The organism is Vibrio sp. J2-3(2022) (assembly GCF_021725735.1).
In the GTDB taxonomy this organism is placed as follows: Bacteria; Pseudomonadota; Gammaproteobacteria; order Enterobacterales; family Vibrionaceae; genus Vibrio; species Vibrio diabolicus.
This window is the reverse complement of the sequence record NZ_JAKKCK010000002.1, coordinates 184115-209829: the sequence shown is the minus strand read 5'-3', so window position 1 is coordinate 209829 and position 25715 is coordinate 184115. Positions and strand designations below refer to the sequence as shown.

The 25715-nt window shown below is 42.3% G+C and carries 25 protein-coding genes and 1 pseudogene; 5 read left to right on the top strand and 21 right to left on the bottom strand.

Annotated features, from left to right (window positions below; genetic code table 11):
• Positions 1-87: 87 nt before the first annotated feature.
• From uspE to ccoN, 10 genes are all read right to left on the bottom strand, one after another.
• Positions 88-1035 carry a universal stress protein UspE gene (gene uspE, locus L3V27_RS09060; RefSeq protein WP_053807422.1) on the bottom strand — a complete coding sequence of 316 codons (948 nt, stop codon included), beginning with the start codon at positions 1033-1035 and terminating at the stop codon, positions 88-90.
• A gap of 180 nt (positions 1036-1215) precedes the next feature.
• Positions 1216-1962, bottom strand: coding sequence for an FNR family transcription factor (locus tag L3V27_RS09055; RefSeq protein WP_005377497.1), 747 nt, complete (start codon positions 1960-1962; stop codon positions 1216-1218).
• A 90-nt stretch (positions 1963-2052) separates the two neighbouring features.
• Positions 2053-2730 carry a sulfite exporter TauE/SafE family protein gene (locus tag L3V27_RS09050; protein WP_006742590.1) on the bottom strand — a complete coding sequence of 226 codons (678 nt, stop codon included), beginning with the start codon at positions 2728-2730 and terminating at the stop codon, positions 2053-2055.
• 8 nt (positions 2731-2738) lie between these two features.
• Positions 2739-2903 carry a cbb3-type cytochrome oxidase assembly protein CcoS gene (ccoS, locus tag L3V27_RS09045; RefSeq protein ID WP_012841826.1) on the bottom strand — a complete coding sequence of 55 codons (165 nt, stop codon included), beginning with the start codon at positions 2901-2903 and terminating at the stop codon, positions 2739-2741.
• 15 nt (positions 2904-2918) lie between these two features.
• Positions 2919-5282 (bottom strand): heavy metal translocating P-type ATPase metal-binding domain-containing protein, encoded by a 2364-nt coding sequence (locus L3V27_RS09040; RefSeq protein WP_237311660.1) that lies wholly within the window; start codon positions 5280-5282, stop codon positions 2919-2921.
• A 4-nt stretch (positions 5283-5286) separates the two neighbouring features.
• The gene (locus L3V27_RS09035) at positions 5287-5763 is read right to left on the bottom strand and encodes a FixH family protein (protein WP_048626394.1); all 477 of its coding nucleotides are present in this window, start codon (positions 5761-5763) and stop codon (positions 5287-5289) included.
• Between the two features lie 105 nt (positions 5764-5868).
• On the bottom strand, positions 5869-6843 hold the full coding sequence (ccoP, locus tag L3V27_RS09030; protein ID WP_005396485.1) for a cytochrome-c oxidase, cbb3-type subunit III: 975 nt from the start codon (positions 6841-6843) through the stop codon (positions 5869-5871).
• The gene (locus L3V27_RS09025; RefSeq protein ID WP_005396487.1) at positions 6843-7016 is read right to left on the bottom strand and encodes a CcoQ/FixQ family Cbb3-type cytochrome c oxidase assembly chaperone; all 174 of its coding nucleotides are present in this window, start codon (positions 7014-7016) and stop codon (positions 6843-6845) included. Before L3V27_RS09025 ends, ccoP begins: the two co-directional genes overlap by 1 nt.
• Positions 7017-7025: 9 nt before the next feature.
• Positions 7026-7646, bottom strand: coding sequence for a cytochrome-c oxidase, cbb3-type subunit II (gene ccoO, locus L3V27_RS09020; RefSeq protein WP_005377475.1), 621 nt, complete (start codon positions 7644-7646; stop codon positions 7026-7028).
• Between the two features lie 12 nt (positions 7647-7658).
• On the bottom strand, positions 7659-9086 hold the full coding sequence (gene ccoN / locus L3V27_RS09015) for a cytochrome-c oxidase, cbb3-type subunit I (protein ID WP_005396488.1): 1428 nt from the start codon (positions 9084-9086) through the stop codon (positions 7659-7661).
• Between the two features lie 257 nt (positions 9087-9343).
• Here ccoN and L3V27_RS09010 point away from each other — a divergent pair, with 257 nt between their 5' ends.
• The 3 genes from L3V27_RS09010 (at position 9344) to L3V27_RS09000 (ending at position 12706) form a co-directional block, all read left to right on the top strand.
• Positions 9344-9700, top strand: a complete 357-nt coding sequence (locus L3V27_RS09010; protein ID WP_203343566.1) for a hypothetical protein — start codon at positions 9344-9346, stop codon at positions 9698-9700.
• A 113-nt stretch (positions 9701-9813) separates the two neighbouring features.
• Positions 9814-10995: an FIST N-terminal domain-containing protein gene (locus tag L3V27_RS09005; RefSeq protein ID WP_237311659.1), complete on the top strand. Its 1182-nt coding sequence runs from the start codon at positions 9814-9816 to the stop codon at positions 10993-10995.
• A complete protein-coding gene (locus L3V27_RS09000; protein ID WP_237311658.1) occupies positions 10985-12706 on the top strand; it encodes an ATP-binding protein in 1722 nt (573 codons plus the stop codon). The genes L3V27_RS09005 and L3V27_RS09000 overlap by 11 nt, the downstream gene beginning before the upstream one ends.
• Positions 12707-12879: 173 nt before the next feature.
• Here L3V27_RS09000 and L3V27_RS08995 read toward each other — a convergent pair.
• The 4 genes and pseudogenes from L3V27_RS08995 to matP form a co-directional block, all read right to left on the bottom strand.
• Positions 12880-13083 (bottom strand): annotated as a pseudogene (locus tag L3V27_RS08995) (DUF3693 domain-containing protein); the annotation flags it as partial.
• 65 nt (positions 13084-13148) lie between these two features.
• Positions 13149-13472, bottom strand: a complete 324-nt coding sequence (locus L3V27_RS08990) for a hypothetical protein (protein WP_237311657.1) — start codon at positions 13470-13472, stop codon at positions 13149-13151.
• Between the two features lie 114 nt (positions 13473-13586).
• On the bottom strand, positions 13587-13898 hold the full coding sequence (locus tag L3V27_RS08985) for a DUF3634 family protein (RefSeq protein ID WP_005396496.1): 312 nt from the start codon (positions 13896-13898) through the stop codon (positions 13587-13589).
• A gap of 15 nt (positions 13899-13913) precedes the next feature.
• Positions 13914-14363: a macrodomain Ter protein MatP gene (matP, locus tag L3V27_RS08980; protein WP_053807434.1), complete on the bottom strand. Its 450-nt coding sequence runs from the start codon at positions 14361-14363 to the stop codon at positions 13914-13916.
• A 210-nt stretch (positions 14364-14573) separates the two neighbouring features.
• Here matP and L3V27_RS08975 point away from each other — a divergent pair, with 210 nt between their 5' ends.
• Together L3V27_RS08975 and fabA are read left to right on the top strand one after the other, a co-directional pair.
• A complete protein-coding gene (locus L3V27_RS08975; RefSeq protein ID WP_012841810.1) occupies positions 14574-16214 on the top strand; it encodes a Lon protease family protein in 1641 nt (546 codons plus the stop codon).
• Between the two features lie 70 nt (positions 16215-16284).
• Positions 16285-16803, top strand: coding sequence for a bifunctional 3-hydroxydecanoyl-ACP dehydratase/trans-2-decenoyl-ACP isomerase (fabA, locus tag L3V27_RS08970; protein WP_005396499.1), 519 nt, complete (start codon positions 16285-16287; stop codon positions 16801-16803).
• Between the two features lie 120 nt (positions 16804-16923).
• On the opposite strand, the gene rmf is transcribed toward fabA, so the two are convergent.
• The 7 genes from rmf to pyrD all read right to left on the bottom strand — a co-directional run bounded on the left by rmf (position 16924) and on the right by pyrD (position 25511).
• Positions 16924-17097 (bottom strand): ribosome modulation factor, encoded by a 174-nt coding sequence (rmf, locus tag L3V27_RS08965; RefSeq protein WP_005377453.1) that lies wholly within the window; start codon positions 17095-17097, stop codon positions 16924-16926.
• 181 nt (positions 17098-17278) lie between these two features.
• A complete protein-coding gene (locus L3V27_RS08960; RefSeq protein ID WP_006743220.1) occupies positions 17279-19012 on the bottom strand; it encodes a DUF3466 family protein in 1734 nt (577 codons plus the stop codon).
• Between the two features lie 7 nt (positions 19013-19019).
• Entirely contained in the window at positions 19020-20939 is a 1920-nt protein-coding gene (locus L3V27_RS08955; RefSeq protein WP_006743219.1) for an ABC transporter ATP-binding protein, read from the bottom strand.
• A complete protein-coding gene (locus L3V27_RS08950) occupies positions 20917-21159 on the bottom strand; it encodes a glutaredoxin family protein (RefSeq protein WP_074190119.1) in 243 nt (80 codons plus the stop codon). The genes L3V27_RS08955 and L3V27_RS08950 overlap by 23 nt, the downstream gene beginning before the upstream one ends.
• A 21-nt stretch (positions 21160-21180) precedes the next feature.
• Complete coding sequence (gene rlmKL / locus L3V27_RS08945) at positions 21181-23301, bottom strand: bifunctional 23S rRNA (guanine(2069)-N(7))-methyltransferase RlmK/23S rRNA (guanine(2445)-N(2))-methyltransferase RlmL (RefSeq protein WP_237311656.1); 2121 nt, start codon at positions 23299-23301, stop codon at positions 21181-21183.
• Positions 23302-23789: 488 nt separating this feature from the next.
• Positions 23790-24332 (bottom strand): cell division protein ZapC, encoded by a 543-nt coding sequence (locus tag L3V27_RS08940; RefSeq protein ID WP_005396505.1) that lies wholly within the window; start codon positions 24330-24332, stop codon positions 23790-23792.
• A gap of 168 nt (positions 24333-24500) precedes the next feature.
• Positions 24501-25511 (bottom strand): quinone-dependent dihydroorotate dehydrogenase, encoded by a 1011-nt coding sequence (gene pyrD / locus L3V27_RS08935; protein WP_006743218.1) that lies wholly within the window; start codon positions 25509-25511, stop codon positions 24501-24503.
• Positions 25512-25715 lie beyond the last annotated feature (204 nt).

Sequence of the window (25715 nt, the reverse complement as noted above, 5' to 3'; positions counted from 1 at the left end):
ACTGTCCCCAAACAAAAATCCCCCTTTATTAGGGGGATCTATTAGCGTCTGTTTGAAAGCGCTCAATATAGCAATGCTAAAGAGAGATTAGGTTGCTGTGTTTGGATCAAGAGGACTAATGTAGCCTTTTGGTTTTAGAGCCAATACATCGCAATTTATTTTATCGATCACGTGCTCAGCTGTATTACCAATAAAGACAGCAGAAAGCCCGGTTCGCCCTGTGGTGCCTAAAATAACCATTGCAGCATTCAAGCGCTCTGCTGCTGCTGGAATGACATCTTCAGGTAAGCCTTGCTCAACAATCGTTTGCTCTTCATCAAGGCCGTGTTTTTGGCGTAATGCTTTCATCGCAGTTAAGTGATGACCTCGAACGGCATCGGTATAAGTCGTTGGATCAAACTCAGGAAGTTCAATGGTAATGTTCGCCGGTGTAACGGGATACGCATTAACAAGGTATGGTTTGGCATCCAGTCGAGTGGTGACTTCTTTTAGTCGCTCGACCATAGCATCGTTGAGATCAATATGAGTTGGATTTTCAGAGCCTACGTGCACCGAGGCAAGAATGCTTGCTTGTTCTGGCCAATCTGCATTTTTAATCAGAAGTACTGGGATAGGGCATTTACGTAACAAGTGCCAATCGGTCGGAGTGAAAATCACAGATTCTAACACATCGTGCTTACGTGTGCCTTTAATGACTAGGTCATGGCTGCCTGCATAGACCTCAGCGATAATTGCTTCGTAAGGACGGTTGTGCCAGACGACACATACATCAAAGTCGAAGCCATCGTTTAGATAAGGTTGAGCAATTTTACGCATCCACTGCTCACGTTGATGGATAACACCTCGACGCATAGCATCTCTTTCATCCACTGATAGCATTGACGTCATGTCATAAGAGAAATCGTAAATGGATAAAAAGAAAGTGATTCGGCTTCTAGATACACTTTTTTGAGCTAATTGAACAGCTCTTGCAAGTGCGGGCTGCTCATCATTATTGATGTCAGCTACAACAAGGATCTTACTGTATATACTCATAACTAAGCCCACTTCTATTGCAAAACCAGATACTGAATATAAATTAAATCAGTATTTTGGAGTACTCACCGTACATTTTTACTGTAGCTTAGTTTGGGTAACTTTTTGAGGACTTTCGAAAGGAATTTATGAGAAACATGATGTAGCTCATTTTCGAGCTACATCAATAATTGGGGTGTATTATTCTTTAGTTACACCAGCAAGTTCCATCAATGCATCGTGGTCTAAGATAGTGATATATTTACCTTTTACACTTAGGATCTCGGATTTCTGGAAACGACCCAACAAGCGACTGATTGTTTCCACTGTAAGACCAAGATAGTTACCAATATCACCACGAGTCATCGTTAAACGAAACTCTCTAGGGCTGAAGCCACGTTGAGAAAAACGAGTTGATAGGTTGTATAGGAAAGCCGCTAGACGTTCTTCTGCATTCTTTTTAGAAAGAAGCAAAATCATTTCCTGATCACCTTTAATTTCGTTACTCATCAAACGCATAATTTGCTGGCGAAGCTTAGGCATTTTACCTGATAGGTCGTCTAAAATTTCGTATGGGATTTCACATACCATCGACGTTTCAAGCGCTTGAGCAAAGCTAGGGTGGGAGTCACCTGTAATGGCATCGAAACCAACTAGGTCTCCGGCCAAGTGAAACGCTGTGATTTGCTCATCACCTTGCTCTGTGATCGTATAGCTCTTGATGGTACCAGAGCGGATAGCGTACAGAGATTTTAGCTCGTCACCAGCCTTAAAAAGCTCTTGTCCTTTTTGGATAGGCTTCTTACGTTCGATGATTTGGTCAAGCTGATCAAGTTCTGCCTCATTCAGAGTGAACGGGATACACAGCTGACTAATGCTACAATCTTGGCAATGAATGGCGCAACCGCCTGATTGGATACGCTTTGTTGCAGGTTTTTCAGAAATCATAACAACCTTTCACTATTTGATATACATCAATATTTTAGCATCGCTTAATCCTAAAGGGTAGCAAAAATGTCACCTCAATAGAGTTTAACGTTATATGAAACCGAGTAACTCCATGGCTCCTACAGCAGTGTACGAACCATACCCAATAAGGATTAATGCTGAAATATTTCTAAATATTAACGATTTTTGTAATTTCTGAAAATGGTTGGCACCATATCCAATAATCAGCATTGCCGGAAGTGTTCCGAGGCCAAACGCGAGCATAATAAGACCACCGTTTATTGCGCTGCCTGAAACCGCCGACCAAGTTAGCGCAGAATAAACCAAGCCGCATGGTAACCAGCCCCAAATGAAGCCAAATGGTAAAGCATGAAGAGGGTGCTTTAATGGCAACAAACGCTTACCAGCAGGTGAGATAAAGCGCCAAATGTGCTGTCCTAACTTTTCTATTAACAGTAAACCTTGCCACCATCTAGCAATATAAAGCGCAACCAGAATCATGAACAGTGCGGCAATCAGCCTTAACCAAGCAAGAGAATGCGTTAATCCACTTAGCTCAGATAAACCTGATATTGCTCCGCCTACTAATGCACCGATTACGGCATAGCTGCTCAATCGCCCTAGGTTGTAGAAGAGTGGAATAAGGGGGGAGCTTTTACTTGTAGAAGAGCCCATGGTAAGCAGAGACGCGATACCACCACACATTCCCATGCAATGACCGGCCCCGACGAGGCCGATCATCAAAGCACCAATAAAGTCAGGAGTCATAAAGGTTGCTATTTTTTATCACTATTAGATTTGTCTTCTTCATCAAGAAGAATGTTATGTCCTTGTCGTTCTAGATCTTCAAACTGATCACTTCTTACTGCCCAAAGAAAAACGGCAACAGCAACACAAACGAGAACGATAGCGATGGGAATCAATATATAAAGACTTTCCATGTTTGCTTTCTCTACTTATTTCTCTTTGAGCAGGCGCAAAGAGTTAGATACAACGATAATTGAGCTTGCAGACATGCCAACTACTGCAATGTAGGGAGCCACTAAACCAGCGACAGCTAAAGGCAAAATTAACAGGTTGTAACCCAAAGACCAAGCCAAGTTTTCTCGAATAATCTTTCTTGTACGCAGTGCAAGCAAACGTGCCTCTAGTAGCTTTTCGAGATTATCCCCAAGTAACGTCATATCTGCAGATGCTTTAGCGACATCCGTACCACCGCCCATTGCAACAGAAAGATGAGCTCCGGCGAGAGTAGGTGCGTCATTGATGCCATCGCCAACCATCATTGTGATACTGTCTTCATCAAGACTCTTAAGGTACGCGAGTTTGTCTTCTGGTTTTGCTGACGCAACGACGTGATCGATACCAATTTCATTCGCTACAGGTCGAGCGTTTGAGAGAGAGTCACCTGTTAGCAGCGTTGTCTTAATTCCAGCGTCAGCAAAACGTTGAACAAAGGCTTTGCTTTCTTTTCGGATAGGGTCGCGGTAGTAAAAGCTAGCGACATGCTCGCCATCAACTGAAAGATAGACCGCATGGCTTTCATCGCTTTCCTTGCCTTGAACAAAAACCGCACTGCCTATCTTAACGATTTTGCCATTCCAGATCCCCTCAATCCCTGAACCAATCACGTTTTGCACTTCATACACAACAAAGTCGTCATTGGCGTAACTTGCAAAAGAGCGAGCGATAGGATGGTTTGCATGAGCTTCTAATGCTGCGGCTAGAGAGAGACAATCTTCTTTTGGAAGATCACTCAACACTTTTGTATCACAGATCTCAATATCGCCTTTCGTCAGAGTACCTGTTTTATCTACAACTAAGTGGTTGATCTTACATAGCGTCTCGAACACATGACCTTTACGAAGCAAAATGCCAAAGTTTCCCATACGAGAGGTAGCACAAGTTAGAGCAGTTGGAGTCGCAAGAGATAGGGCACATGGACAGGTGGCTACCAATACGGATAGCATGATCCAAAACGCATCATCTGGTTTTGTTTGATGCCAGTAAAACCAAGTACCAGCAGAAATAATAAGAATTGCTCCAACAAAGTAACGAGCAACAACGTCTGCAATTTCTGCGATTTTAGGTTTGGAGTGTTGAGCTTCATCTTGTAAACGCACGATATTGGAAATCATTGAGTCGGCTTTGGAACTCATGACCTCTAGCTCAAATGACTCATCACCGTTTAGTGTTCCTGCATAAACCGCATCGCCTTCTCGTTTCACAACATGTACGGATTCACCCGTTAGCATGGATTCATCAATATGAATACGACCCGAAATAACTTTGCCGTCAGCTGGGATATGTTCACCAGGAAGGACGCGAATACGATCACCAACTTTTAGAGTTTTCACTGGTATTTGCTCGCCATCCAGCGTCGTGGCGATCGCTGGGATCAACTTTAATAGGTTACCACTCGCCGCTGCGGCTTTGCGACGCGCTCGCATCTCTAAAAATCGTCCAACCAATAGGAAGAAAGTGAACATTGAAATCGATTCGAAGAAGACTTCGCCCTGTTCTGTAACGGTTGCTATTAAGCTGGCTACATAGGCAAAAATAAGTGCAATCGAGACAGGCACATCCATACCGAGGGTTCGGCCTTTGATGCTTCGCCACGCATTTAAGTAAAACGGAAGAGCAGAGTAGAGTAGGACTGGCGTAGCAAAGATCAGACTTACCCAACGAAAGTAATTTTTAAACTCCGGTTCTAGGTCACCAAAAACTTCTAGATACAATGCGACGGCTAGCATCATAACTTGCATGGTAGCTAAACCAGCAATACCTAATCTGTATAAGTATTGCTTCATCATTCGATGATAAGAGGCTTCTTGCTTATCAGCTTCAAATGGTGCAGCTTTATAACCCAGTTTATGAATGACAGATAGGAGCTCACTTAATCGCACTTGAGTGTTATCCCAGGCCAGTAACGCGCGGTTAGTGGTTGTATTCACGCGGATAGACACTAACCCAGCCGTATTAGAGACTTGCTTTTCGATTAACCACGCACAAGCTGCACATGACACGCCTTCTAAAGAAAGAGTTACTTCAGAGACATTTTCACGATTTCGCACAAATTCTGATTGTACATCTTCATTATCATAATGAATTAAAGCTTGGAGTTGCTCTGGTACTAAATCTGCTTTTTCCGCAGGCGCAGTTCTATATTGATAGTAGGATACTAAGCCGCTGTCTACGATGGTTTGAGCAACCGTCTCGCAGCCAGGACAACACATCTTGCGGGATTCACCGAGTATATCAACTTTAAAATCCGTGTTGGCTGGTACATCTTCACCACAGTGATAACAGGATTCACACATATGCTTACTTCATTAACGGTGTTGACGAGGCAGGAAATTCAACTTTACCTTGGATCATCCATTGTTGGTCATGTGGTTGTAGTTCGACAAACCAAGGACCTTGAATAGATTCTTCTGCCGTTAGGCGGTAATTACCAGATGCATCCGCCGTAACGAGCTTTGTAAAGTCACGATCTGGAAGAGTACGATGAGTGAAAGTGGCCGTTAGAGCAGGGTAATGAGATAGCTTCCCTTTAGCGAACACAATCACAACATTGTTATTTTTAGAGGAAATCTCAGCGTTAAGACCTAGGTCACGAGCGACATTCATTTTACTAATGTCGATGTTAATGCCTTTGCCTTTTTTATAGTAATCCTCGGCGACTAAAGAAACAGAGTTGTTCGAGAAAACGACCACAGTAATCACAGTCCAAACTACGACAGTAAGAGGAAGGATGATTAGGAACCACGGCCAAAATTGTTTATACCAAGGCTTTACCATAAAAAAGTTCTCAACAGCTAAATGAAAAAATGTAAGGCGTTAAATTTAAAGGAAAGACAGCCCCTATGAAAGGGGCTGTTATTGCTATGTTACTTAATATCTCAGTTACTTACTCTCTGAGTTACTTAAGCTCCAGACATAAGAGGCAACGAGCTGAACTTTATCTTCACCCAAAATGTCTTTCCACGCGGGCATTACACCTGAGCGGCCGTTCATTACGGTTTCGGTTACAGCTGCACGAGAGTCGCCAAATAGCCAATCTTGGTCTGTAAGATCAGGTGCACCGACAGCAGGGTTACCCTTACCATCAGTACCGTGACAAGCTGCACACACGACGAAACGTGCTTTACCTGCCGCTGCTTCACGAGCATTCACTTTACGACCAGATAGGCTAAGTGTGTAGCTTACTACTTCTTGAACACCTTGCTCACCAAGCGCATCTTTCCATGCTGGCATTTGACCAATACGGCCATGCATGATGGTTGTTACGATTGCAGCTGGTTCGCCGCCGTATAGCCATGCATCATCAGTTAGGTTAGGAAAACCTTTCTGACCACGAGCATCAGAACCGTGACATTGAGAACAGTTTTGCAAAAACAAACGTTGGCCAACTTTCAATGCTTCAGGATCTTGCGCAATTTCAGGTATTGGGCGCAAACCACTATCATTGTGTGCAAGTTTACGGAATGCTTCGCCGAAGTATGCATCTGCGTCATCCAGTTCTTTTGCGTATTGGTTTAGTTGCTTGTTCTCTTGTGCTTTAGCGATGGCTTCTTTTGACTCTTCCAGTGAACGCACTGTTTGAGCAGAACTCTGCCAATTTAAAAAGCCCTTGAAGCTACCTAGACCTGGAAATAGGGCTAGATAAACTGCTGCAAACACAAATGTACTTACAAACAGATAAGTCCACCACTTTGGTAGAGGGTTGTTTAGCTCGCGAATACCATCGTACTCGTGGCCCATGTCTTCCCCTTCCTCGACGCCCATTTTATCTTTAGCGCACCAAGTTAGGAGAATCGCACAGCCTACCAGCGTACCGACAGTAATCACGATAATCCAGAGACTCCAGAATGTAGTCATTACTTCTTCACTCCTTGGTTATTTGGGGTCGTTTGTTCTTCGTCAGCAAACACCAAGTTGGCATCTTCTTCAAAGCGTGCTTTACGCTTTTTACTAAATGCCCACCATACGATGCCGATAAAACTAGCGAAGAGTACAACGGTATAAATACTATGAATTGTACCGAAATCCATATGATCCCCTTACTTCATTGCATGACCAAGAGACTGAAGGTAAGCGATGATTGCATCCATCTCTGTTTTACCTTCTACTTCTTTAGCCGAATTCGCGATCTCTTCATCAGTGTATGGAACACCGAACTGATCACGAAATAGCTCAAGTTTCTTCTGAGTTAGCTTACCGTCTAAAACGTTTTCAGCTAACCACGGGAAACCTGGCATGTTTGACTCAGGCACAAGCTCACGAGGATCTAGTAGGTGAACGCGGTGCCATTCATCAGAATAACGACCACCAACACGAGCTAAATCCGGACCTGTACGCTTAGAGCCCCAAAGGAATGGGTGTTCCCAAACACTCTCACCAGCAACAGAGTAGTGACCGTAACGTTCAGTCTCTGAGCGGAAAGGACGAACCATCTGGCTGTGACAAACGTTACAACCTTCACGGATGTAGATGTCACGACCTTCCATCTCCAGAGGAGTGTAAGCACGCAGATTCTCTACAGGTTCAGTCGTTTGCTTTTGGAAAATCAGAGGAGTGATCTCTACAAGAGCACCCCAGCTGATAGCAAACACGATAAAAATAGCCAACAAACCGACATTACGTTCTAAGATTTCGTGGCGATTATTAGAATTATTACTCATTCTTAAATCTCCTTATGCCGGATGTGGGATAGCTTTTAGGCTTTCTTTTGGTGCACTTACCGTTTTGTACGTGTTGTATGCCATTAGGAACATACCAGATAGGAAGATAAATCCACCTAAGAAACGTACAAAGTAGAACGGATAAGACGCTTCTACAGACTCAACAAAGCTGTAAGTTAGCGTACCGTCAGAGTTAACCGCGCGCCACATCAGACCTTGCATTACACCAGAGATCCACATCGCAACGATGTAAAGAACGGTACCGATTGTTGCTAGCCAGAAATGCACATTCACGAGACCAACAGAGTACATACGCTCTTGGCCAAATAGGCGAGGTACTAAGTGATATACAGAGCCGATAGAAACCATCGCAACCCAACCTAACGCACCAGAGTGAACGTGACCAATGGTCCAGTCTGTGTAGTGAGAAAGTGCGTTAACTGTCTTAATCGACATCATTGGACCTTCAAAGGTAGACATACCGTAGAATGACAAAGAAACGATTAGGAAACGTAGGATAGGGTCATAACGAAGCTTATGCCATGCACCAGATAACGTCATAATACCGTTGATCATACCACCCCAAGAAGGAGCAAATAGAACCAGCGACATCACCATACCTAGAGACTGAGTCCAGTCCGGTAGCGCTGTATAGTGAAGGTGGTGAGGGCCTGCCCAAATATATAGAGAAATAAGCGCCCAGAAGTGAACGATAGATAGACGGTAAGAATAAACAGGACGTTCAGCTTGTTTAGGAACGAAGTAGTACATCATGCCTAGGAAACCAGCGGTGAGTAGGAAACCTACCGCATTGTGTCCATACCACCACTGAACCATCGCATCCACTGCGCCTGAGTAAATCGAGTAAGATTTACCAAGTGACACAGGAATAGCCATGCTGTTCACGATGTGAAGTACTGCTACTGTGATAATAAAGGCACCGAAGAACCAGTTTGCCACATAAATATGTGACGTGTTTCGCTTCACCAGTGTGCCGAAGAACACCACCGCATATGATACCCATACTAGCGCAATTGCGATATCAATAGGCCATTCTAGCTCAGCATACTCTTTACCCGATGTTAAACCGAGAGGCAAAGTAATGGCTGCTGCCAGGATGATTGCTTGCCAACCCCAAAAGGTGAAGGCAACGAGTGGGCCACCAAAAAGACGTGTTTGACATGTACGCTGTACAACATAATAAGACGTTGCGAACAGAGCACTTGTACCAAACGCAAAAATTACCGCATTAGTATGCAGTGGACGTAAGCGACTGTACGTCAACCACGGCGTATCAAAGTTTAGCTGTGGCCAAACTAATTGAGCGGCAATCAAAACACCAACAGCCATACCAACTATGCCCCATAAAATGGTCACAAGGGTAAATTGGCGAACGACTGTATAGTTGTAGTTTTGTTCAAGCTGCTTTACTTGGCTCATTTGCATGCTTCCAATTTCTAATTAACTACACTTTTACTTCCAACACGACTTGCGTCGTAACACCACCCAAGTAAACTCTAGAATTCAAGTGTTATCATCACCTTATTTCCATTGCTGACTTTAATAAAAAGTGGCATTTTCAGCGTGACACTATACTTGAATTAACAATTCAATGACAGGGTAGTAACCTTACTGGCCCCCTGGAAATCATTTTTTATTTAAAAAGTTTGAAGTTTGTAACAAGGATATTAGTAATTATGCCTGCACAAAAGTTAACAAAGGCGCGACTTGCACAAATCTTAATCATGCTCAGTGTGTTAATAGGCGCATTTTTCTGGCGTACCTTTACACACGAGAGCGTTACTAGCATTGACTGTTCACAAAAAGAACGATGCGATGTAACAATTGAAGGTGAAATAATCACAATTAATCGTGACTCAACGGGAATTTCGCTCGAAACGATGAAAAGTAGCACTCTAAAAATTGATCTAAATCAATCTGGCGAATTTATCAATCTCGATCGGGAACATAAGAACATGGAATGGGACACCATGCCTGAATCAAGAAAAATTACCTTTAAAAAAGGCGAAAACATTGTTGTAGTTCAATTATAAATACGATCTGTCACGAGATAATCGCAACTTCTTAATGAAATTTTCACCTTCTTACCTAGAGAAAATTGGTTGGAATGGTATAACAGCAGAGTGATACCCAATTATAAAATCGTATGCATTGCCAATCAGTTTTTACTCATATTAAAGATGAAGACTCAGCGATAGAAACGCTTAGGTCCGAGCTGACACAACAGAACTTGTCTTACGTGATGTGCTACTACACGGAAGAGTACGACTTCGAGTTAATTCGAGAAGCTTTTCTTGAACATTTTCCTGGAGTGCCTTTTCATGGAGCTAGTTCATGCCAAGCAGTAATGACAGACCAGGGGTTTCATACGGGCCCAGTGATTGCGGCGCTCGCAATTTATGATTCAGGCCCTCATGCTTATGGCACTGGTATTTCTAACTATGATTCAGGTGACAGTGTAACTAGAGCCTTAGATATGGCTCTTGAGAACGCTAACCGCGTAGGAGAAGTGCCAAACTTAATACTGCTTCATGCAACTCCAGGGCAAGAGGAATCAATCATTGCATCTATAGATGAAAGGTTTGGTACGCTGATCCCAATTATTGGTGGTTCAGCCGCTGATAATCATATCGCGGAAAAATGGTCTGTCATTACCACCCAAGGATCTCAAACTGCAGGTTTAAGTCTGACATTATTTTACTCCTCACAGCCTGTTGATATTGCTTTTAGTGCTGGGCACACTCCAACCAATATCAAAGGGGTTGCAACCAAAACTAACGATAGGTGCTTGCTAGAAATTGATGACGAACCGGCCCTCAATATTTATAGAAAGTGGACAAACCATCAAGATAACCAAGTAGGCAAAAACAACCTGCTATTTACAAACTCGAGTGCCTATCCACTAGGGCGTGTCGCTGGCCACCTCTATGAGCGACCATATTACAAATTGTCCCATCCAATTCGTGAGACGCGAGATGGAGGAATTGAGCTATTTACACGAATAGAAGAGGGTGATGAACTCACTTTAATGAAAGGAAGCAGAGAACACCTCGTTGCACGTGCAGCTAAAGTTGTAAATGCAGCCTTTAATCAAAAATTAGAAGAATCTCGAAAAATTGGGGTGATAAACATCTTTTGCGCAGGTCCTATGTTGCACTTAATGCAAGACATGAATAGCGTTTGTGAACAAATTAACCAAGAACTAGAACAGTTACCTTTTATTTGCCCTTTTACTTTTGGTGAGCAAGGTAGATTTATTGGTGGTGAGAATGGACATGGAAACCTGATGATTTCATCAGCGATATTCCATAAACCTTATGAAAGATAAATACTTAGACATATACCAACAGGAAGCGCTGCAAGAAGCGTTAGTCGAACTAAAACAGGCTAGGCAAAGAGAACGACTGCTCGCCGATGAGAATAAAGCTATTCTTTCAGCGATATCCGCGATGAGTGAAGCAAAAAACCGGCACGAGATATTTACGGGATTAAATAATGTTCTTAAGAAGTACATCAACTTTGATGATTTTATCGTTCTAACTCGTGATGATGAAAGGTACCCCTTCAAAACGTTGATATCGACAAATAGTGTATTTGATAATATATCTTGGTTACACGGTAACGCATCTGAGAGGGCGCTGAATGGAGAATGTATTCTGCTGTTCGAACCAGATAGGCTTGCTGAATTTATTAACCTAAACAGCTTTATAAAAAGCCATGTAAACTCGGTAGTCCTAACGGGCATACGTTCAGAAGTAACACAAACGGTCATCTTACTTATTGGTGCTAAGAAAGGGCACTTTAGCATAGAAAATAAGGAAACCTTAAGACGCTTTCGGCCTTTAATTGAGAGGGCTGTCATCGATATTGAGACCAAAGAGAAGTTACAACGTATTGTTGAAATGCGAACAACTCAGCTTGCTAAAGCAAGAGAAGAAGCAGAGCTTGCAAATCGCTCAAAGTCAGAATTCTTAGCGATGATGAGTCATGAAATTAGAACCCCTCTAAATTCCGTCCTTGGAATGCTCGATATTCTGAAACAATCCACCTTATCAGAAGAGCAAATCGATGCCCTGAGCCAAATGGAATGCTCAGCGGAGTTGCTTCTCGCGATTATCAGCGACATCCTTGACCTCTCAAAAATTGAATCAGGTCGCTTTCAACTCAATGAGCAGTGGGTTAATTTAAGAGACACTGTCACTTTTGTTATTTCTCAACAAAAACAAATAGCTAAGAAGAAGAGCCTTCAATTTAAACTCAATTGCATGGTAACTACCGACAAACAGTTTTGGATTGACTCTACGCGATTATCTCAAATCCTGTTTAATCTTATTGGGAATGCAATAAAGTTTACTGATGAAGGAGAAGTAAAAGTTTCAGTATCTGAGCAAGACTCCGAGCTTGTAATTTCAATATCAGACACCGGAATTGGTATATCTAAAGCCAAGCAAGAACATCTATTTACGGCATTTCATCAAGGTGATCGTTCCATCACGAGACGCTTTGGTGGTACAGGACTAGGGCTAGCAATAACCAAGCATTTAGTTGAAATGATGCGCGGCAAGATTATCGTTAAAAGTGACGAGCATGTCGGCTCAACATTTACTATTAAGATTCCCGTTTTAACTCGGTGCAATCAAAATCGTCCAGTTAAAATAGAAAACAACCAACCAATAAAAGCGATGGATCTTCTCGTAGTCGAAGATACCGAGTCGAATCAGTTTGTAATAAAGCTTATTTTAAATAAGCTTGGTCATAATGTTCATATCGCAAGTCATGGAGCAGAAGCATTAACGTTCTTAGAGGAAAATGAGGATTTAATCGACCTGATTCTTATGGATGTCTCGATGCCAGTGATGGATGGGATTACTGCAACAAGGCTTCTCCGAGATAAAGGCTTCAAGACTCCAATCATCGCATTAACCGCTCATGCGCTAGAAAGTGATAGAGATAAATGCCTTGACGCAGGTATGGATGGATTCATTTCCAAACCAGTTCGAAGACAAGATATCTTTGAAGCTATACAGCCATTTCTGTAAGTAGAAAAAGCATTAATATAGATCTTAACAATCGATAGATTATTAAGATCTATATTAAGTATTTTATGGTAAATAGCCATTATGTTTAATGGTTATGATGGAGACCTTAAATTTCAAATCCACAGGGGATAGGAGCGCTCATTGGCAACATTTGGCGTACGAGCACATTCAATTTAACATAACACATATAATGCGCACTGCAATAGTGGTTCCTGTGGACTTGCAATCACTAAGGCCAATCCGGCACAAACCATTGAAATGCTTGATAATCCAAGTCCGTTATACTTTTTTGCTATTCCTTCCCATACTGCTTTTATCTGCGGATTATTATTGCGATCTGCATTCCCAACCAATTACACGAGAGCCACTTCATTTTCATCTAGTTCATCGAGTCTGAAAGCTTTGCGCTCTTGCTGCCCGATGCTTCTAATCAACATTGAAATCACGAACCTGTGGCTATATGAAGCCGAATATACTTTTCTGGATATTTATAACGATAGCGTTTTCCTTTCCTCAAGTTGGATTTCACATACCGACAAACTTTTTTGTCACCACTACTGGTTACTCTTTTTATTACTGCTTTTTTACCTTTGTGTTCCATCTCTATCATGACATCACAATAACCTTGGTAGTCATCAAATTTATTGTCTGCTTTCCTTTGAATCTTAGTTTTAATCTTTTTAGCCAATGGATTCGTTTCCGAGTCGTCAGACAAAGCTGAAACACTTACAAAGAGAAAGACCATTAAAGTTACAACGTATCGCATAGTTTAAGTCCGTTTATCTTATTGATTAATCAATGATAAATAATTTTTCTATAGATACGAAAATGGGACGCTATATTGCGTCCCATTTAACACGATTAAGTAACTGATATGTAATTAAGCTCGCTTCTTGCCTTTGCTCGCTTTGAAACCTTGATGCGGAAAAACGTTGCGAATCCGCTGTTGGATTTTTTTGGGAACGTCCTTGGAAAAGCTCAAACGCATGCCAGTTCGTTGGCTATATACCTTCATTTCACCACTAAACGGATTATGTTCACTAATATCTTGTAAGTTATGTTTGAAAGAAGGTGGTAGATGCCCTTTTACGTTACTGATATGGCCGTTATCAAACTTTACTTTTAGCACTGGTCTATCAACTGCGATCAACCAAAAGATTACGATGGCAGCAATTAAGATTACATATAACATTTGGCACTCCCTATCCTAGCTAGATAGCAATTTACTCAAATCCTCTTTGATCGAGGTAACTTTTTGACTCGCTTTTTCACTTCTCGATGCTTCAGAAAGTAGATATTCAATTGCGTCAGATAATGTACAACCGAGCTCGGTTGCTCTGCTAGAAAGCTTTTCCCAAACTCGATAATCTAAGTCAATGGACTTTTTCTTTGTATGGACTTGCTCTGCATTGAAATGACGCTTCCTTTTCGCTCGGATAGCCTGCTTGAGTTTGTTGTCCAACTCTTCTGACATGTGGTTTTCTATCCAAGCTAATACAAGCGTAGGTTCGTGTTCAAGGCGTTTTAGCTCTGCAACCGCGGCATCTGCTTCACTTGTATCAATATGTCGGGTAATCGCTTCACCATCTTTCCATTTCTTGATGAGATACTTCCATTTCCACCCACACTCTAGATTCTCAAGCTGCTGATATTTCATTTATTCCGACCCATAAACATAACCTAGTGACAGCGTAACCCAGATAATTTACTTGGGCAAATAAAACTCTTAGAAGTATCGATGTTGATCACTCATTTGTCTAAGTATTGTTCATTGAGTGTTGAATGCCGTGAGCGAACCAAATTGGTGCTAGGGTGTTATAGTCCATTTCGTTATAATGTCGGCAAGATTGAATTACGATGAATTTTAATGAACCAACTTAATTGGCAAGACGTAACACCTTCACTTGAGCAGTACGAAGCACTTTTAAAGTCTGCACCTTCGTTACCAAAGAAGTCTTTTACTGATCTTCAACCGAGGATGTCGGCAACGATATCTCGCTTTTCCAAAATGTCGGGATTGACACGCGTGCTACTCATTAACTGCGTCGATAATTCTGTCTATAGAGAGTTCATCAGTAAAGCTCTTCAGAGTCATTCTAACGCTGCGATTGTTTTGTCGGAATCACTTGATGCCAAACGTTTATTTGACCGTTACAGTGTTGATGTAAGTGGTGATATTGCCTTCCAACCTGGCTTGATTTCACAAGCTGACGACGGTTATTTGATTGTACCTGCTAATCTCATTCTGGCTAACCCGGGACTTTGGCCGAATATAAAGTCTGCAATTCAACAAAACCTTATCGAGCCACTGAACCTAAGCCCTACTCGCTTACCTACTTCAGTACCGCCATCTAAAGCTTATGATGTAAAACTGATTGTAACTGGGGAAAGAAGTCAGTTAGCAGAGCTAGAATATATCGACGAGGACTTTTGTTCAGGCTTTGCCATGTATACCGAAGTTGAAGAAGATATTCATTTGTCAGAGCAGAATTTGACAGATTACTTTGGTTTGGTGAACTGGATATGTTCTCAATATCAGCTGCCTCACTTAACGGAATGTGGCTTTAGAAGACTGTTGCTAGCTGGTATGAGATTTACTGAAGATCAACATTATTTGCCGTTAGGTGTAATGTGGCATTCTCAACTTCTAACACTTGCCAGCCAGTTCAGTGATGGCCAAACATTAGATTACGAGTCATTAGATAAAGCGATTGACGACAAGTATTATCGCGAATCCTATCTTCCTCAGCGTGCCGTGTACGATATTTTAGATGGACAAGTCATTATTGAGACAACTGGGGAACAAGTTGGTCAAATCAATGGCCTAACCGTCATCGATATGGCTGGACACCCTGTCAGCTATGGTGAGCCTGCCAGAATATCGTGTGTAATTCACTTTGGTGATGGCGATGTTTCCGATGTTGAGCGCAAAGCTGAGCTTGGAGGCAATCTGCATGCGAAAGGCATGATGATTATGCAAGCTTTCTTAAGCTCTGCTCTAAAACTGGATGAACCACTGCCTTACTCCGCCTCGATTGTATTTGAACAGTCTTATAGTGAAGTTGACGGTGACAGCGCATCTCTCGCAGAACTTTGTTGCTTGGTGAGTGCGTTATCTGAATCTCCAATTAATCAACAAGTTGCGGTTACAGGAGCCGTCGATCAGTTTGGTCGAGTGCAAGCAGTCGGTGGCTTGAACGAGAAAATTGAAGGTTTTTATCAGGTTTGTAAACATCAGGGTTTTACGGGAAATCAAGGCGTTGTCATGCCGAAATCAAACCTTAAACACCTTGCATTACATAAAGATGTAATAGAAAGCATTAAAAATGGTGAGTTCCATATTTGGTCCGTCTCTACGGTAGATGAAGCTATTCCGATTGTTATGAATAAACCCTTCAGAGGCGAAGACGATAGCATTATTGGCAAAATAGCGGAACGTATTGAAAACTTTGAAAGACATGAGCATCCAGAAGGAATTGTGCAGCGCATCAAAAACTGGTTTGTCTAGTACTGATCGGAGTTGTTTAGCGTACACGTGTTCACTAAGATGCAGCTATCAAAAATTGGAGTAATTGATAATGCAAAACAAACGTGATTCTTATAACCGTGACGATCTACTTGCTTCTAGCCAGGGTGAGCTATTTGGACCAGGTTACCCTCAGCTTCCTGCACCAAACATGCTAATGATGGATCGTATTACTAAAATGTCTGAGACAGAGGGCGATTTTGGTAAAGGTTTGATCTTGGCGGAATTGGATATTACTCCAGATTTGTGGTTCTTTGATTGCCACTTCCCTGGTGACCCGGTAATGCCTGGCTGTCTTGGCCTTGACGCGATGTGGCAACTTGTTGGCTTCTTCCTTGGCTGGGTTGGCGGTAAAGGTAAAGGTCGCGCTCTAGGTGTTGGTGAAGTGAAGTTTACAGGCCAAATCTTACCGACGGCGAAAAAAGTAACCTACGAAATCCATATGAAACGCGTCGTAAACCGTAAGCTGGTAATGGGTTTGGCTGACGGTCGTGTATGCGTAGATGGCAAAGAAATCTACGTTGCGAAAGATTTGAAAGTTGGTTTGTTCCAAGACACTTCAAACTTCTAATCACGACTTTAATCGATTTATAAAGGCTCCTATTTAGGGGCCTTTTTGTTTGCCTAGTCTATAAATGTAGAAAAGGCTCCGTAGAGCCCTTTCGAATCCTTCTTTTTGTATGTGGAGAGTTTATTTGTAGAGACCAGATTGTCTTTCATCTCTGGCATCACGCCAACCACCTAACCAATACGACCGAGCATCAACTTGTTGATATGGGCAAGCCTCTTGAGACCTTCCATTCAACCCAGCTTTATAGCCTTGAGATTGAGCTCGTTCTAGGCGATCACGCTTTTGTCTCTTCATAGTTAATTCCTCATACAGGTCCATTTACTAACGTACAGCTGTTATTGTGAAACTTTGATGGAGTTTTTATGACTCCACTTATAAGAATCGATCAAGTTGAGTGATTTCTCAAGGCATAAAAAAAGCAGAGGCTCAAATGTGTGAGCCTCTGCTTGATTTAAAAATTACTGACGATTTTTGACTATTTTCTACGGAACCCAAACAATCCAAGCATGGTCAAAGCTAACCAACCAAGGCCTGCACCTTGACGCTCTGTTGTCGTTGAGTCAACGCTTCGAGACACAATGTCCTTCTCAGTCGCACCTGCAATAGGCACCAATTTTACAGCTACGATTTGTTCATCAGAACTACATGTCGCATTGTTTGCTGTTGTACTGTAACCGCCAGCACATTTCATCGCGGTACCAGAAATCACACCTGCATCGTTGATATCGGTTGCGTCAAGAATACGGAACTGGTTGTTTTGTTCAGAGTAGTCACCGCCATTAGTCAAACTATCTAGGAACCAAGCTTTTCCATTAAATAGTGTTGAAGCACGTTCACTAGTCTCACCACCTACACTATATGGGTAGATAAAACCGCGCTTACGACGTGGCTTACCATCGTCTTCACGTGTCGTTTCCGCATCGAGCTGTCCGACAATTTCATTGTAAGAGTTGATCCCGCCCATCTTACCGCCCGCACCGCTAAAGAAAATACCTGTAGTTGGGTAAAAAGCGTTAATAGAATCCTTACGAACATCATTTACGATAAAGAGACGATTTGGAGCAGAGCCCGTTGGCATTAGATATCCGCCGGAACGTTTTGCTTCACCAATAGCAACAAAATTTGAGTTAACATCGGTTAATCGTGAGTTTGTATGAACCGTATCATCACCTTCACGCTGTCTAGCTCCTACAACAACTTTGTTTTTCCAAGTTGCGTTTTCAACGCTACCTTCTGCCTCTAGTGTTCCGACAAAAACAGTAGCATTCAGATAGTTATCATCACTGTATGTGTTGTAACCCACGCCGTAAACCGTTGTTCCATCTGTGACAAGGTCACGCATGCTTCCTTGAGCCAGTCTTTCTCCATCTTTAGATGTGCCACTTGGCCAAGCCAATTCACTGACGGTTCCACTTTGATCCCAAATAGCTGCTTTCGATGTGTGGTGAGCGCCATTGGTATTACTTGCTGTTCGAGATACACTACCAACGGTAAAAGTGCCATCGGTTTTCCAAGCGTGGCTTTGCACAACGCTTGCGTCGTTATCACCTGTAACAAAATTTGGTTCAACAGGTGCTACGACGGTATTTCTTGTTTCCAGTGTCGACTTGTTTTCACTGTTGACTTTACTTTGATTACCGACAGCGGCACCATCTTCGGTAAGCTGATTGATAACATTGTTATATTCATTTTTATAAGCAGCAGAATCGCCTTCTACAAATGCTAACGCATTAGAAGTAAAGTCTTTACTACGCTCTTTGTTCCATGGGGTCCAGTTTACAGAAGCCCAAGAGTCACAAGTAGAATAGCGAAGCTGGTTATAACAGTAACGTTCAAAATCTTTGAGTTCTTGGATGTAATAAAAGCCCGCGTCCAATCCAAATGGAATTTCCTCACGATAGCTATTTCCATCCACGGCTTGTGTTGCTGAAATAGGTGTTGTGCGAGTTTCCATCGCAAGCTTAAATTGGTCTGGTGTACAGTTTGCTGCCGCATCAAAACAGCCCAAAGCGAAAGGGGAACCTGTTGAAGGATCTGTACCCGCATCACCTTGCTGAATTGCAACCCCATAAGCCGTTTGGTAGTCACCGTTTGAGCCATGATCCTGAGGTGAAACCTCAACCACTTGATACAATGCCGCCTGTGCGTTCATTGTGGTACCAACCATCATTGCAATGGCGGTCAATTTGAATTTATTACTACAATTCATTGAATTCTTAACTATCCTGTTGCATTGCTTCGAGTTCTTCCCATCTCTCGAATGCGATTTCCAACTCCTGCTCTAGTGCAGCAAGCTGTTCCAATACCGGCTGAGTTTGCTCTACAGGTTTAGCAAAGAACTCTGGATCGTTCACTTGCTCCTGAAGGCCCTCGATATCCGACTCTAATTGTTCTAGTTTAGCTGGTAGAGCTTCTAATTCTCTTTGCAGCTTATACGATAACTTCTTCGAGTTGTTCTTAGGTTGGGTTGTTTTGGGAGTTTCCTCAACCACTTTTTCTTTTTTCGCTGGCTTTTCAACCGCTTGACGAACCGCCAATACCTGTTCACGCTGCTGTCTTGCATCGTGATAACCACCAACAAACTCTTCAATCACTCCGTTTCCTTCGAAGATCCAGCTTGTGGTAACAGTATTATCAACAAACTCTCGGTCGTGGCTAACTAAAAGCAACGTGCCCTGATAGTTGGCAAGCATTTCTTCTAAAAGTTCCAACGTTTCGATATCCAAATCGTTGGTTGGTTCATCAAGAATAAGTAAGTTGTTTGGTTTCAACAAGATACGAGCTAGCAGTAATCGGTTTTTCTCACCACCAGAGAGCGCCTTAACCGGGGTTCTTGCGCGCTTAGGTGCAAATAAGAAGTCTTGAAGATAACTCAGCGCATGACGCTGACGTCCCCCAACCATTACTTCTTGTTTCCCATCCGCTAAGTTATCGATCACTGTCTTTTCTGGATCCAAAATCTCTCGGTACTGATCAAAGTACGCGACTTCTAATTTTGTTCCGCAGTGTAAACGACCAGACTGCGCTTCCAATTGCCCTAATAGCAATTTAAGTACCGTACTCTTACCGCAGCCATTTGGTCCGATAAGTGCAATACGGTCACCGCGCATAATGTTAAAGCTAAAGTTGTCGACGATTGTCTTGCCTTCGTAAGCAAAAGATATGTTTTCTGCTTCAAATACAATTTTCCCTGAACGTGAAGCATCATCGATATTAAGGTTAACTTTGCCTTGGACATCCCGGCGATCGCGACGCTCTTCACGAAGTTTCTTCAATGCGCGTACACGACCTTCATTTCGAGTTCGGCGTGCTTTAATGCCCTGCCGAATCCAAACTTCCTCTTGAGCAAGCTTTTTGTCGAATTCAGCATTCTGCATTTCTTCAACGCGGAGCATCTCTTCTTTTTCTTCTAGGTAGTTGTCGTAATCACCAGGGAAAGAAGCTAATTGCCCGCGATCTAAATCAACAATGCGTGTTGCCATTGATTTGATGAACGCACGGTCGTGAGAAATAAAGATGATCGAGCCTTTGAAGTCTTTTAAGAAGTTCTCTAACCATTCGATAGTTGTTACATCAAGATGGTTTGTTGGCTCATCAAGAAGTAATACATCAGGGTCACAAACCAGCGCGCGAGCTAAAGCGGCTTTACGTTGCCAACCACCGGATAAATCGGTCAGTTTAGTTTCTGGACTTAGTTTTAAAGCACCAAGTACGTTCTTAACACGGTCATCAAAACGCCAAGCATTAGAATGGTCAAGCTGCTCTTGAACCTTGGCTAAACGGTTGATGTTTTTCTCACTCGGATCTTGAGCAACAAGATCGAGAAGATCGTGATAGATCTTCAGTTGTTCGCCGATTTCAGCCAAACCGCCAGATACGTATTCGTAAACCGTACCCTCTTGATTACGCGGTGGATCTTGTTCAAGTCGAGAAACAACGACGTCTTGAGTGATTTGAATCTTGCCGTCGTCCAACAAAATGTCGCCGGCAAGCACTTTCATTAACGTGGACTTGCCTGCTCCGTTGCGACCCACTAAACAAACGCGTTCGTTTTCTTGAAGAGCGAACTCCGCTTTGTCCAGCAATGGGTGGTCACCAAATGCAAGTTGTGCGTTATGAATGGTAAGTAATGCCATTATTATCCAACCAATGTGTGAGTTGTTCTAAGTCAAACGGCCAGTTCAACTCAGAATCTTGATACTTTAATACGGGTATTGTGACGCCGTAACGAGAAAACAGTGCATCATCGAACGCAATATCAATGATATCTGTTTGCTCGGCCAAACCAATTTGGTCTACTAGAGCAAATGCCATCTCACAAAGATGGCATCCCTCCGTGCTATACAATATCAGCACGTATTAATCCTTTTGTTTATACTACGCGTGCGTTACTAGCCAACAGTTATGAATCTGTTTATTACGCGCAAAATCTAATGGTAACGTTTGAGAAGAAATATTCTGAGCCTTCAAACCAAGTTCAGCCAGCGACTCTTCATCCATCTTGAAGTGGCGCTTGTTATTCGAGAATACGATAGTGCCTTCACTTCTTAGTAAACGTTTAAGATTCTTCATCAGTTTAATGTGGTCACGTTGTACATCGAATGATGTTTCCATACGCTTAGAGTTAGAGAACGTAGGTGGATCAATAAAGATCAAGTCGTACTCACCTTTCGCGTTTTCTAGCCATTGCAAGCAGTCTGCTTGTTCATAGCGATGCTGACGTCCTACACAGCCGTTAAGCTGCATATTGTCTTTCGCCCAGTTCAAGTAGGTATTTGACATATCAATAGTCGTTGTGGAACGAGCGCCACCAACCGCTGCGTGAACCGTCGCACTCCCAGTATATGCAAACAAGTTTAAGAAATCTTTACCTTGCGCCATTTCACCTAAGCGACGACGAGTGATCTTATGATCCAAGAACAAGCCAGTGTCTAGATAGTCATGAAGGTTTACGATCAGCTTCACACCGTACTCGTTTACTTCAAGCGTCTCTGATACCTGACCTAATTTTTGGTATTGGCTGCGACCCTTCTGCTTTTCACGAACTTTAAGTACAACTTTGTTCGCCTCTACACCTGTCACCTGAATCGTTGCACGAATGATATCCGCTAGGCGACGTTTTGCTTTTTCTTCTGGAATGTTTTTTGGCGCAGCATACTCTTGAATTACGATTTGATCGCCGTATACGTCTATCGCCACATTGTATTCAGGAAGATCAGCGTCATAGATTCGGTAGCAATCTAATTTCTCTTTACGAGCCCACTTGCCAATCTTGCCAATATTTTTCTTTAAACGGTTTGAAAAGTCTGGTGCGATTTGAACATTAGTATCAGCCCCCTTCACTTCATCAGCACTGCGCTCTGCAATACTGTAGTTCTTTTGGTGACAAGGTAACGCACCATTATTCAATTTAAACTGTTTATCAGCACGCATACGAAGACAGCTCAGAAGCTCGTCTGAACTCGAGAAGATAGAGGCTTTACATCCACCAAACTCAGATTTTAGCTGTCCACCAAATGCGGTGTAGAGCGCAATTAGCCCCGGCTCAGTTCCCAGACGTTCACCGTAAGGTGGGTTTGAAACGATAACACCGTGTTCAAATCCTGCAGGACGAGTTATGGTTGCAGCATCACCTTGTGCGAACTCAATCAATTCTTCAACACCTGCTCTGCGCGCGTTTTCTTGAGCAACTTTTAATACTTTAGGGTCGTTATCGAAGCCAAAAAACTTAGCGTCAACTTTCTTGACACCTCGTCTAGCTTGAACATTAGCCTCTGATTTAATCTCTGCCCAAGTCTCTGGTTCAAAGTCTTCCAACACTTCGAAACCCCATTGCTTTCGCTTAACGCCAGGAGCCATGTTGGCAGCCATCATCGCAGCTTCAATAAGCAAAGTACCAGAACCGCACATTGGATCGAGTAATGGTTGATGCCCATCCCAGCCACAACGCATGATAATCGCAGAAGCAAGCGTTTCACGTAACGGGGCACGACCCGATTCTGGTCGGTAGCCACGTTGATGCAAACCACTGCCTACCATATCTATCCCAAGCAACGCTTTATCTTTATGCAAACGAACGTGAATACGAACATCTGGGCGTTCTTTACTGATGTTGGGACGCGGCAAACCTTTATTTTCAAAGCAATCTACGATGCCATCTTTGACTTTCATCGCACCGTACTGGCTATTTCTGATCTCACGGTTTGTGCCGTTAAAGTCCACAATAAAACGTTTAGAGCTATGAAATTGGTTAACCCAGTTAATAGCAGATGTAGATAAATACAAGTCCATGTCGTTGTTACACGTGAACTCAGATAAAACACGTACAAATCGAGACGCTAAACGGCTCCACAAACAACAGCGATAAACCTGTTCGTTTGTCGCTTTAAATTTTACGCCTGCCTGTACTGGTTTCGCATTTTCAATGCCTAGTTTAGTCAGTTCTTCAACAAGCAAATTTTCCATGCCATTTGAAGTTACCGCGAGATATTGATTCATAGTGTTCTTTCGCTGATAAAAAATGGCTTCAATTATACCTGACTTTACGATCAATGCCTCGTTTTTAAAGGAATTTCCCCACCTGTTAGTTCAAATCATCACCAACAAAATGATCTGAAACTTTCAACATCTTCAATTTGAGTGTTTTTTATTCACGAACGAAATTTTGTTCCCTTGGAAAGAAGTGAATACTTATTTACATTGATTTTGGTATATACCAGAGTAAAATTATTGATGTAAGTTACTTACATTTTTTCCTTATGGGGGAATAAATGGGGTCATTTTAAGCGCTAGGTTGCCTAGTTAAGGGAGTCATCAGATTGAAATAAGTAAAATAAAAGTGACCAGCTTCATGTTTGCATGCATAGAAAACATACAGTTTCATGGCTGATGGGGCTCTAGTATCAAAGGAAAGGACAAAAAAAATCGACCTAACGAGGTCGACTAATGCAAACAAAGGAACGAAATAAAGAAAAAATTAAACAGGTTTACCCCACCATTGCCATAGGGGTTATTGCAAAGAGGTGATTTGCACAAGCCATGCGGTCATGCATTACTTTAATCGGCTGCCCAAACTGAAGCGCCTTATTGCCATCAAGCACAAACGCTTCTTGGTTAACATAAGCACATAAGCTCGACGTCTCGCCTGGTTCTAACACGATGAACATGCCATCAGAATATTGGTTTGTTAGAAAGACCATGTCCCCTTCTTCAGGCTCGTAACCTGAGGACTGTGCGTCAAAGAACCAGCTTTTAGGCTGTACAGGTTTATGAAAGCGCTTTGCCGCAACACAATACAGTGTTAACTCAGCTTGGCGGTATTCACTGATGTCGAGGCATCGAATACGTTCATTAAACGTTTGGAATGCACTGGCGTCATCAACGGTAAATTCATTGTTTGAGAAGGCACAGTTAACCAACAATTTTCGGGATAAATTGGTTTGGAAAATCATTTCCTCCCCCAGATCCAGCATTAAGCAAGCTTTTTGCTCGTCAAAATACCAATTCCATTTGTCGCTGGGTTTAAGCATTATTCCGTTCTCTCTTGACTAGTTAAATCAGTGGTAAAGAGGTAAGACGCTTAATTACCTACTCGTGATTTTTAAATTTTACAAACGAACGGATAAAAAAAAAGAGGAAACAAAGTCCTCTTTTTTATGTAATAGCTACTGATTTTTCAGTGGTTTTTGATGTGTATGTTAAAGATTCTTAACAATATCACGTACTAGGCCTGGGCCGTGGTAAATAAAGCCGGTGTAGACTTGAACAAGTTTAGCGCCTGCCATCAGCTTTTCTTTGGCTGCAACATAGGAATCCACACCACCAACACCGATAATTGGAAGTTTGTCTCCTAGCTCTTCATGAAGCTTACGTACGACTTCCGTAGAGCGTGATTGCACAGGGCGACCACTTAAACCACCTGCCTCATTGGCGTGTTTCATTCCTTCTACGATCGTGCGATCCAGAGTTGTGTTAGTCGCGATCACACCATCTATATTGTTTTTCAATAAAGAATCGCAGATTTGGCAGATTTCTTCGTCACTCAAATCAGGCGCAATTTTTAATGCTAGCGGGACGTATTTGTTGTATTTCTCTGAAAGTTCCGCTTGTTTCGCTTTTAATTCAGAAAGTAGTTCATCAAGCGCTTCACCATATTGAAGTGAACGAAGACCCGGAGTGTTTGGTGATGAGATATTAACCGCAATGTAGCCTGCGTACTCATACACTTTCTCCATACAAATCAGGTAGTCCTCTGCCCCTTTCTCAATTGGTGTGTCTTTGTTTTTACCAATATTAATTCCGAGAACACAGTTGAATTTTGCTTGCTTTACATTCTCGACCAAATTATCAACGCCTAAGTTATTAAAGCCCATGCGATTGATGATCCCTTCAGCTTCGACTAAGCGAAATAAGCGTGGTTTATCATTCCCTGGTTGCGGACGAGGTGTTACTGTGCCAACTTCAACAAAGCCAAAGCCCATGGCATCAAATGCTTCAATGCATTCACCGTTTTTATCTAAGCCAGCCGCAAGACCTACTGGGTTACGGAATGTTAGTCCCATACACTCAACTGGACGAGTTGGTAATTGTTGGCGGTAAAAGAGATCAAGTGGTGTGCCGTTAAAGCGTTGGAAGTTCTTGATTGCAAGATCGTGTGCCTTCTCGGCATCGAGTTGGAAAAAGCCAGTTCTGGCTAGACGGTAAAGCATTGTGCCTCCGAAAGAAAAAAGCCCCGTATAAACGGGACAATATTATTTACTGTTTTTCATCGTAATTCAATGAAAATGAATGTATTAAGTAAAAACCTATATCTTTCTAATATTTTCAAATATAAAACAAACAATTAGAGTAAGATTTCAACAATAAAATTTATAACTAACCACCCTAAAGCAATCGATTTCAGCCTATTTTAA